Annotated in this window: 13 protein-coding genes; 4 read left to right on the top strand and 9 right to left on the bottom strand. The window is 47.7% G+C overall.

Annotated features, from left to right (window positions below; translation table 11 throughout):
* Positions 1–467 precede the first annotated feature (467 nt).
* Positions 468–1,157: a DUF3047 domain-containing protein gene (locus tag ABD892_RS03020; RefSeq protein ID WP_345193713.1), complete on the bottom strand. Its 690-nt coding sequence runs from the start codon at positions 1,155–1,157 to the stop codon at positions 468–470.
* A gap of 487 nt (positions 1,158–1,644) precedes the next feature.
* Between ABD892_RS03020 and ABD892_RS03015 the strand changes: the two genes are divergently transcribed.
* On the top strand, positions 1,645–2,364 hold the full coding sequence (locus ABD892_RS03015; protein WP_345193711.1) for a pseudouridine synthase: 720 nt from the start codon (positions 1,645–1,647) through the stop codon (positions 2,362–2,364).
* Positions 2,355–2,711: a VanZ family protein gene (locus tag ABD892_RS03010; protein ID WP_345193709.1), complete on the top strand. Its 357-nt coding sequence runs from the start codon at positions 2,355–2,357 to the stop codon at positions 2,709–2,711. The genes ABD892_RS03015 and ABD892_RS03010 overlap by 10 nt, the downstream gene beginning before the upstream one ends.
* A gap of 57 nt (positions 2,712–2,768) precedes the next feature.
* On the opposite strand, the gene ABD892_RS03005 is transcribed toward ABD892_RS03010, so the two are convergent.
* Positions 2,769–3,194, bottom strand: a complete 426-nt coding sequence (locus tag ABD892_RS03005) for an Mpo1 family 2-hydroxy fatty acid dioxygenase (RefSeq protein ID WP_345193707.1) — start codon at positions 3,192–3,194, stop codon at positions 2,769–2,771.
* A gap of 264 nt (positions 3,195–3,458) precedes the next feature.
* Between ABD892_RS03005 and ABD892_RS03000 the strand changes: the two genes are divergently transcribed.
* Positions 3,459–4,268 (top strand): lipopolysaccharide kinase InaA family protein, encoded by an 810-nt coding sequence (locus ABD892_RS03000; RefSeq protein WP_345193705.1) that lies wholly within the window; start codon positions 3,459–3,461, stop codon positions 4,266–4,268.
* Positions 4,269–4,303: 35 nt separating this feature from the next.
* On the opposite strand, the gene ABD892_RS02995 is transcribed toward ABD892_RS03000, so the two are convergent.
* From ABD892_RS02995 to ABD892_RS27030, 3 genes are all read right to left on the bottom strand, one after another.
* Positions 4,304–4,885, bottom strand: a complete 582-nt coding sequence (locus ABD892_RS02995; RefSeq protein ID WP_345193703.1) for a DUF1439 domain-containing protein — start codon at positions 4,883–4,885, stop codon at positions 4,304–4,306.
* 394 nt (positions 4,886–5,279) lie between these two features.
* A complete protein-coding gene (locus ABD892_RS02990) occupies positions 5,280–5,537 on the bottom strand; it encodes an IS1 family transposase (RefSeq protein ID WP_345193701.1) in 258 nt (85 codons plus the stop codon).
* A 24-nt stretch (positions 5,538–5,561) separates the two neighbouring features.
* On the bottom strand, positions 5,562–5,819 hold the full coding sequence (locus ABD892_RS27030) for an IS1/IS1595 family N-terminal zinc-binding domain-containing protein (protein ID WP_425559157.1): 258 nt from the start codon (positions 5,817–5,819) through the stop codon (positions 5,562–5,564).
* Between the two features lie 504 nt (positions 5,820–6,323).
* On the opposite strand from ABD892_RS27030, the gene ABD892_RS02985 reads away from it, so the two are divergent.
* Positions 6,324–9,152, top strand: a complete 2,829-nt coding sequence (locus tag ABD892_RS02985; protein WP_345193699.1) for a macro domain-containing protein — start codon at positions 6,324–6,326, stop codon at positions 9,150–9,152.
* Positions 9,153–9,266: 114 nt separating this feature from the next.
* Here the strand turns inward: ABD892_RS02985 and ABD892_RS27025 are convergent, their stop codons facing one another.
* The 4 genes from ABD892_RS27025 to ABD892_RS27015 are packed head-to-tail and all read right to left on the bottom strand — an operon-like array spanning position 9,267 to position 9,951.
* Positions 9,267–9,476: a transposase gene (locus ABD892_RS27025; protein ID WP_425559156.1), complete on the bottom strand. Its 210-nt coding sequence runs from the start codon at positions 9,474–9,476 to the stop codon at positions 9,267–9,269.
* Positions 9,473–9,667 carry a hypothetical protein gene (locus ABD892_RS27020; RefSeq protein WP_425559154.1) on the bottom strand — a complete coding sequence of 65 codons (195 nt, stop codon included), beginning with the start codon at positions 9,665–9,667 and terminating at the stop codon, positions 9,473–9,475. The genes ABD892_RS27025 and ABD892_RS27020 overlap by 4 nt, the downstream gene beginning before the upstream one ends.
* Entirely contained in the window at positions 9,592–9,816 is a 225-nt protein-coding gene (locus ABD892_RS02980) for a hypothetical protein (RefSeq protein WP_345193697.1), read from the bottom strand. The genes ABD892_RS27020 and ABD892_RS02980 overlap by 76 nt, the downstream gene beginning before the upstream one ends.
* 18 nt (positions 9,817–9,834) lie before the next feature.
* Positions 9,835–9,951, bottom strand: coding sequence for a transposase (locus ABD892_RS27015; RefSeq protein WP_425559155.1), 117 nt, complete (start codon positions 9,949–9,951; stop codon positions 9,835–9,837).
* Positions 9,952–10,016 lie beyond the last annotated feature (65 nt).

The raw sequence follows: 10,016 nt of genomic DNA, 5'->3' as shown, positions 1-10,016 counted from the left end.
TTTTGTGCAAAAACTGTACTCTGTTGCCAAAAGTACGGCCAGCTTGCTCACATTCCCAAGGTTAAGCGGGATTTAAGGGTAGATATTAAGCGCTGGCGCCAAAATTCATAAGTATCCAGTCATAAATAATCTCATATTTTATTGCCTACAGCCTGCATGACATGGGCTGATTTGCTGAGAAAACTTAGGCCCGGGTACTTAAGTATTTTATAAAACTGATCACCATTTCAGAAAAAAACAGTATCAACCATATAAAGAGAAATAATCGCTAACAGCGCATTATGCGGCAATTGGCTTCTTGTACAAAAAAATCCCCGGAGGCATAACGCCACCGGGGATTAAATAAAAACGAACATGACAAGAGATAAGTGTTACGGAGCAGCTTATCTGGGCGCAGATTATCCAGACCCGGCCGACAGAAACCTATTCGTAGATTTACGCGACACTTTTCGGATACTGACAAAACACTAACGTTCAACCGTTATCGGATCCTGCAAGGCTGCGATGCGTTCATCCTGTAACGGCGCGAGCCGTAAATCAGCATACCAAGCCTGAGCCTGGCTGCCAGAATTGTCAGAGTCCGTCATGAGGGCAACCAGGTCCACACTGTCGATAGTTTCACCAAACACACGCATCCAGTCTTCCACCACATTGCGTCGAATCCGTCGCCACTGACCCGCGTCATGTTCACGACCGTTGACGGCAATGACATGAATTTGATCACTGAAGGGACTTTTCCACTCAGCGCCTGTTTCGTGCTGATCTGACCAGACATACACGATACACTTCGCCCCCCACATCCCCAGCATTGACATTCGGCCTACATATATCCTGGCAGCAAAATCCTGCCCCTTACGACGACCTGCGTCATCAACAGCGGCAGGAAAACGGTCAACCTTCCACGCCCATTGCAGTACCGGGGTTTCATCCAGATGAACCGTGCGCCGGTGATAATACCCGGACGCACTGTCATGACTGGTTGCTTTCAATACACGCCCGTAGGTTTTATCCATAGCCGGCAAGTAATCCGTCTCCCCCTTAAAATGGTGGGATTCCCAGCCATCCAAACGTGTGATATCCAGCGACGGTTCATCAGCCTTCGCTGCGCCCACTGTCAGACAGCATAACAGTAAGGCTTCTGTTATTTTTCGCGCCATGGTCTGTACCGGATATTTTCAGTGACACCGTCCATCTGACCACAGCCTGTTCAATAGTGGCAAGCAGGCCAGCAAGAAATCTGATTACGCAGTGCCTACCTTTCAACTCCGTTCACAATAACTGAACAAGACGCTACGCCATGTTCGTGCATGGGCATCCTACCCTCGTGATTGGCGGCGATATCGCGTGACTCTACATTGACAGGCTCTCAGTGATTGCTTGAAGAAGCAAGCATCGAACCTGACTCATTAAATAGCGTAAACGTAAATCCTCCCTCCCCCAGGCCAACAATACCCAATATCTTTTAAAGGGTGGCACCAAGGCTTAAGCCACACTCTATCCTGCCCCCATCACCGAAAATATAAAGGCCATAAAGACAGCACCCCCTCTTCATGTGTCAGCTCAGCTTCCTTTCCAGCGCAATAGCACATACAGTATGTGCGTTTACAGGCCATCCCCCCGCCATCGTCTGACGTCAAAGATACCATGCAAGACCATACACCCACTCAACACACAACACTGCTGTTCAATAAACCTTTTATGGTTTTGACACAGTTTACTGATACACAAGGGCGCGCTACGCTGGCAGATTACGTGCCGATCAAAGGCGTCTATGCCGCCGGCCGACTTGACCGGGACAGTGAAGGGTTGCTGCTACTCACCAGTGATGGCCAGCTGCAAAGCCATATTGCCAGCCCCCGCTTCAAACAACCCAAAACATACTGGGTACAAGTTGAAGGCATTCCCTCAAACGACAAACTGGCACAATTGCGCAAGGGAATCATGCTCAAAGATGGCATGACCCAACCCGCGGTGATTCGGCAAATACCAGCGCCGGATCTTTGGCCTCGCAATCCGCCGGTACGTTACCGCAAATCCATTCCTGATTGCTGGCTTGAGATCACGATCCGGGAAGGCCGTAATCGCCAGGTAAGGCGCATGACCGCGGCCATCGGCCATCCCACCCTGCGCCTGGTACGTTACCGGATAGGCCCCTGGACACTCGACGGCCTGGCACCCGGGGAATACCGCGAGACCACGCCACCGGCAATACCCAGGCGCCCCCTGTCACCATCACCAGCGCGATTCCGCCAACGGGATAAACACGATGCGCATCACTCATCGGGCAAACACCCTTTTCCAGCAGGAAAGAAACGCCCACATAAACCCAAACCGAAAACGGAGCAGCGAAAGTCATGGCGATAAGCCTCCCATTAATCCTTTCACGCACGGCATTCATCACAGCTCTGATTGTCATCATGGGACTTTCGCTCATGCCCAATGCCTATGACCCGATACTGAGCGTTTGGGACAAAGCAAAGCATTTCGCTGCATTTTTCTTTCTGACAGCCCTCTTTCATAAAGCCTGGCCCATGCGTCCAGCTTTTCTGAAAAAGTGTCTCCTGCTGGTGCTGTATGGATTATTAGTAGAAAGCCTGCAGACACTGACGCCTGACCGTCACTTCTCGCTACTGGACCTATTGGCTAATGCCGCAGGCATTGTTGCCTTTGCGTGCGCAATGCGCATGCAATCTGTTGTTGTAGAAAGGTGATCGATGGAAACAAGGTAGGACGAGGTACAGGTGAACCCACCTGCACCTGGCAAAGCATCAATAACTGATATGGAAACGACGAAACAGGAACGCGACAACCCATAGCGGACCAATCAACAGGAACTGCAGATCTTTGAAGAAAGACGGCTTCTTACCTTCAATATGGTGCCCGATGAACTGAAAGATCCAGGCAATGAAAAACAGAGTCAGTGTCACGGGCACAAGAACAGGTTCAATGTTGACAATAACCAACAACATTAACGCCACACTGACTGCCATTGCGACCGCCAGCCTGAGAGACAGGCGTACATAAAACAGCAATGCGCCCATCATGAATGCGACTGCCACACTCCAGTGCAGTGCCCAAAGCAACCCGATCACGCAAAAAGTGATCAACGGCACACAAACCCAGTGAATCAGCTTATTGGTTTTGTTGCGGTGGCTGTCGCCGTACTCTACAAACCACTCCTCCAGCGATTTCATGGACAATTCTCCTGTATTCATTGTTATTGTCAGGCAAGACAACGGCAAGCTACCCCGATGAAACACCTGAAAAACCACCATCGGGCGCACAATCAAAGGCTCATTGTTTGCCGTTTACCGGGCAGTGTCAACATGAAGAACCATGGTGCCAAACACCATTACCCACATCATGATAAAACTTCAGCAGCAGTCGGCCATATCTCGAGGCTTTGTGTATAATGCCCGCTGTTTTTTTCAGCAGTCAGTATACGGGATCCCCTATTCATGGAGTCTTTTCTCAACGAGGATATTGCCAACCAGTTCGCCCGGCAGGGGCTGGGAGACTTTACCAGCCTGTGGGATCTCAAGCTGGATTGGTTTGAGCCCGTCAATGAGCGACGGGATGGCTGGAGCGGTGTCAGCCGTTATACCCTGCCTGGCGATCACCCCCTACAGGTTTTCATCAAGCGCCAACAGAATCACAACACCCGGCAGCTACTACATCCGATCCGTGGTGTGCCAACCTTTCAGCGTGAATACCATAATATCCAGCTGTTTCGGTCATATGACATCCCAACACTGACCCCCCTCTATTTTGGCGAACGCCGCACTAAGAACAATGACCAGGCCATCCTGATCACACTGGCACTGGAGGGTTATACCAATCTGTTTGACTGGTACCGCAATATTGCCCCCAACCAACCGGAAGCCACCATTCAACAGGTGCTGGAAAGCATCGCCCATGTCGCGCGCCGGTTACATGATCAAGGCCTTGCCCATTACTGCCTATACCCGAACCATATTTTTGTCCGAACGAGCAACACGACCGCCAACGCGTTAGATGCCAATCCCGAAATTATCCGTCTGATCGATCTGGAAAAGGCGCGATGGCAGCCCATCAACCATATCCGACGTTTCAAAGATCTTGAGTGTTTTATGCGTCACGCTCAGGGCTTTTCACTCTCTCACATCCACCATCTACTGGATTGTTATTTCGGTGAAGGCGCAGTTCCGGGGGGAAAACGCCTCTATCAACGGTTAATGAAAGCCCTGAAGGAAAAAAAGCAGCGTTTGCCTGACTTTTACCGGGATTAAATAACCCACTCACGCCCTATGACAGAGGCTCCCGGTCAACTGTTTGGGGCGTTGTCTTTTTTGGGACGCAGGGTTAACTCACCATCCATTATCACCATGGAAACGGCTCCTGCGGCCATCACACGTCCTATAGCGCTGTCTTCCGGTACAGATATCAGATAAAACGGATCTAATCGGCTACCAATCAGCGACGCCAGACCGCCCCCCAACAAAGGCTGGATGGCATCCAGCCCAAGATCCAGGTCAGCCGAACTGATGGCAATATCATCCAGAACAATCGTCTGCTCGGCTGCGTTGAAGACCAACCGGGCCGTACCACTGAGAGTAATCGGTGCAGGCTCTGTCAACAGGGCACCGGCAAGATCCACATCAAACCGACCGCTCAGGCTAAAGCTGACCCTGTCGCCGTTTCGATCGAAATGGATAGAGGGTGTCTCCAGATAGAGCTGTGAACGGATATTGGCTGGCAAATCTACGGCCACCAGACGTGGCGACTGAAACTGGCTGTTGACCAGGGCCTGGAACTGCGACTCTGGCAACGTCACTTCAGAGTTCGAGCATGCCGCCAATGTAAGAAAAAGTACACCACAAACAACCACCCGGTTAATTACCGACACTGCGCCTCACCCCTTCGATCAGAAACCAGTGCCTGAGCTTAACGGAAACCAGAACCTGTTGACTACCGATTTGTAGCCTGCTGAACATGCCTGGATCAATGGACAGCCCCCCTTAAATTCGGAAACCAAACAAAGATATGTGTTTCAATTTCCAATAATGGTCAATCTTACAATACGAATAGGGAATAGAAAATTAACATTATTATAAATGATTGATTCTTTGATCTTATTTAAAAACCAACCATCGCCATTAAAATAAAAAATCAGATCATGTATCACAAAGGTTGACAGTACTCTCTGGAGATAAATTCACCGATCACTTTATCGTGCAATTCAAGAGATCGCGAATACAGATCGTTCTTCTGTTTAGTCGCTTCAACCAGATTATCAGGGTTTAATTCTGACGTTCAATTCTTTGAGTAAACAGCTTGCCGACAACATACCTGTCTTCAGGCAGTGCTGATGTGTAAGGTTTCCAATCATCCGTGTAGTAATAACGAAAACTATAGGATGGCAAGCGTCCAAATATTTGATTGAGTGTGCTAGCTGACCTTGGCCCAAAGGCATGGGCAATGATCTTTTTGAAACGGTGTTCAAAAGCATAGAACAGCCATCTTTGATGGCTTTTACTGCCAACAAAAGACCATTCCATTACTCGTCCATCTCGCAAAGTATTTCAACTGTTGCGTTCACAAAGGGGATATGAGTAACTGTGTGTGGCATCAGTTTTTAAATGGGCAATGACGGCATTTGTGCTGACACCAAGTACACAACCGATGTCTCTGATACCAGAGCCGTTCATCGTCATGGATGCAACGCGGTCATGAGTTCCTCGCTGATATCCGTTATGGCGATATCTCAGCTGAAAGCTCTTGTTACAGTTCCGGCACAGATACCGTTGATGGCCGGTGGCTGCCTTTCCGTTTTTAACAATTCCGTGTGTTTAGTCGCAATCAATACACGCAACTTGAACTAGAGCCATGAATCACTCAAAAAGCGTGGATTCTATACGATCAACAGACCTGAAGCATAACCGATACATGTGGCAACTTATAACTTTTATTTATATAACAACAATTCATGAGACTACTAAAAATAAAATATCTCAACAACTAAAACATTGGTCTTATTTAAAAGTCAAAATAGACCCTTTAAAATTAAAAAGAGTTAAACACCTAACAGCTTTGTTAGTGCGGCCACCACCCGAAAACATATAATTCGTATATTTATAGGAATATTAAATAATATGGATACCTACACAACAGGATTCAGCTCTTCTCACGCCTCTCATTTTCATCGTACTCCTACGACGAGCACGCATTCAAATATAACCTTTTGCCAATCCTGTCGTGAATTTTTCTGTACACTCTGGTCAATATTATGCTGCAGAAGGTCTCTCAGTAACTGGAAAATAACCATTGCTAACGATATAAACCCCTTGAGTGTTGATTCGGAAATCAGATGTCAGTCCAAAAAACAAGGATTCTATATTCAGAATACTCACGCAAGGGGGCCTGTATCTTCTCAATTCATAAAAGATTTTCTGATCAACAACACCCTTCAAAAAAAGAAGGGCAGAATCAATGATATTGCTATTCTTTATTGCGCCTTCAACATTGAAAGTTATGAATTTATTCGAATACTCAATGAGATCGCAAGAGACTATTCATCTCGCACTCAAATAGCAGAAAGAGCAAATACAACTGCAGAAGGGCTTTCTGAATTGATAAGAAATCAGTCTGAACCGTTGAGACCGAATAAGCAACGCCTTCAGCAATTACTATTAGAAAGTAAAGGTCAGCCAACGCGTTTTAGTAGCGCGCTGCAAGCCATTATGCGACCGAATCACACTATACCTCAACAAGCGTATTATTATCTGGGCTATCCACAGCATACGAGACTAGATGTAGCAGCGGCCCCAAGCTCCAGATCACCGAAAGCAATGCAGCCGCACCGCCCAACGACCGATAGATCCCGCCCCCGGAGAAGTGAAACCACGAGAGACATGGCCCACCATGAAACCACAAGAGCCATACCCACCGTCAAAAGAGCTGTACCACCTGCTCCCCTGATGGCGCCAAACCATCATGTACGTAAAGGATGTGATAATGCCAAGGTAAAACAATGGATGCTTGATTATGCGCTGACATCACCAGCAAATTGTGAAGATATCATCATCACGTTAGCGAATGTGCTTAATCTCAATTTGGAGGATTGTGTCACTCAGCTGCGCGAAATTCAAAGGATAACCAAAGATAGCACTATTAAAAGTATGGCTAACAATGCAGCCAACGGTCTGGCACAAAGGTTAGGCCGAGCCAATGGCCGGCCTGTCCGGTGCAGCGGACCAGATGAGGGCGCTCTCAACGAATGGCTGGAATTGGCCAAGTCTAGCGGAAATGTGGAGAACTACCTTCATGCTTTAAGACGAATTATCGGTGACTCTCTCCCTTGGGATATCTGTTATTACGCTGGCGTTACTGCGGCACAGAAAAAAAACATCACAATGACGACGGCGGCTGGTCGCAAACACAGGCACTCCCTGACAGTACGATTCCAGCAAGGATACATTACCGATAAAAACGTTTTTGGTGACTGCAACGTGATGTTTAACCCTTCCAATGATGAATTAGGTACACAAGGTTGCGGAGGCGCAGAAGGTGCCATCAGACAGGCTGTTGGCTCAAGAACATTCGATGCCGCTAACCAACAGCTGCTGAACGGCAAAAAATCTGTGCCTGGCGGGTTTGTCGGGGCAACAAACGATACTGGCAACCTGCATCAGCAGGGAATAAAATTACTGGTTCATCAGGTAGCCCCAATCGTCTCGAGCGCGCCAAGCCAGCAGCAATATGACCTGTTAGTAGAAACATGGCGCCAAGCTTTTATAGCAAGCGTTCAAAACTTACCACAAGGAACTCAGGCCAGAATTGCCAGCACAGCATTAGGGGCTGGCGCCTATGGCTGGACGTCTGACGCAAGCCTCAGAGCTGCTCAGACAGCGCTTTCACAGCTGCCTGAAGATATAGCGTCAAGAATTTCTTCACTTGTAATTATTGACCCCCTTGATCCAAAAGGCAGAGGCTCCAGTAAAGGACGCGCAGTATTCGATGCTTTTCAACACGCATTTTCAGATGATGAAATCATCCTGAGAGCATCCTCGACATCATCTGGTTTTATTCATCCTGATGGTGCTACACCAGAACACCTTTCCCGTAAACGAAGAGCCCCATACCTAGCGACGCCTTCAGGAGCAGGTCCAGACAGCACCAGCGCTAAACCTTCAGGACATACCGATACTTCTCGCGGTGCAAGATCCAAAGAACCTTTTTCTTTTTCTGCAGCCTTGTCAACAATAACTGACACTTCCACACCTCACACACTAACATCTTCATACACCAGCGATGCCTTCATACCAGAAGCCAGAATGGTTACAACAGGAACTCCTTCCTTGCTGGCAACGGCTGAAGCGGCCTCCAAAGCCGGTGAAGAAGTTGAAAAGAAAGCGTGCTTCATGTGCACGGACGAACTCCTTGATGATGACACATTAAAGATAGACTCGGCACCCACCTGCCAGAGTTGCTTTGACCAATATCATCAAACTCAACGCCAAGAGTTAGCGATTATTACCTATAAAACCCCAATAGTGACAAGAAGCAGCTCCAGCCTACCTGGTCATGATGGTTATGGAACGATAGCAATGGAGTTTGAAGGGAATATCCGTAGTCGAGACGTTGATGGTATACCCGTAACGATCCCGAGCAAAAAAGAGACGCACTATTTGCCGGACTCACCGCTGGGCAATGAGATGTGCAAATTATTTATGAAAGCTAATGAGCTTGGCCTGACCTTCCAGGCTAGCACTTCAGGCACATTTGTGTCACCTCATTACGATCCAAATCTCAGGAAGCATCTGCCACCAGAATTATCTAAGCCAAGCCTAGGCCCCTACAGTAAGCTGCATAACTCTACAATGGTGACGGATCAGGATGATCAGAAAAAGAAGCCCATTGCAGAACTGACAAACCTGGCAAGTAATGGCCTATGCCCATCCTTTGGTGTGATTTTCCGAATTCACATGAAAACCAGCACTACAGGAGGAGCACGACGTCATGGATATCCCGATGTCGGTGGCAAACACCCATTAGGCTTCCTTGATGAAATCAAGTCTGCCAGAGAAAAATATGGATTTCAGCAGCAGCTTGACACAACCGAGCTGGAACGATTAATAAAAATAGAGAAAGATGCAGGAAGGATAAAAGCCTAAAACAAAAACATGAACTAATCTGAGGCAGTAATTTTGGACAGTTCCCTAAGAAATTAAAATCACTCTCTTAGATGGCCAATGACTACCAGATAAAAAACGTAATTAGAAGCCATCTCATAAATACTTCTTTGCAAGGATCATGAAACCAGCAAGCCTTAAAAAGCCAAGATAATTCTCTAACTTATACTCGTAGCGTGTCACGATACGCCGAAAATTGTGGAGCCAGGCAAATAGCCTCTCCACTTTCCATCGGCGCTTGTATCTTCTCAGTGGCCGACCATCCTGTGTTTGTGTTTTGACTCTTGTTCTGCGATGCGGCGCTATAAGCTCAATACCTTGCCTGCAAGCATGAGATCCAGTGGTTCACTATCATAAGCCCTGTCACCCACCAGCTTTTTTGGAAAAGTAGACGTGGACCTCTGTATCAACAGCTCTTCGACTAACTGTGTTTCATGTGGCGTAGCACTTGTTGCCCATAGGGCGACAGGAAGACCATGACGGTCTGCAATCGCCATGATCTTGGTACCCTTGCCTCTTTTGGTTGCTCCCACTCCGTCCCCCCTTTTTTGGCAGAGGAGAAAGAGCCATCGATAAAGCATTCATTGAGATCAATTTGCCCACGTCTTTCAAGATCTTCTGCCAGGGCTTCAAGAAGACAATCCATGACACCTTGCTTTACCCATTATTGAAAACGACGGTGGCAGGTTTGATAGGGAGGATAGCAATCAGGCATTTCGTACCAGTGTGAACCTGTCCTGAGAACCCAAAGGATGCCATTCAATACTGCGTATTCTGGCACAACTTGAACACCGATTCTGGTAACTCTTGAACACCCATTCTGGTAAGTCTTGAACACTGATTCTG

Source organism: Kistimonas scapharcae, assembly GCF_039540975.1.
GTDB lineage: Bacteria > Pseudomonadota > Gammaproteobacteria > Pseudomonadales > Endozoicomonadaceae > Kistimonas > Kistimonas scapharcae.
Note: the sequence above shows the minus strand (reverse complement) of the source record. Positions and strands in the feature narration are given on the sequence as shown.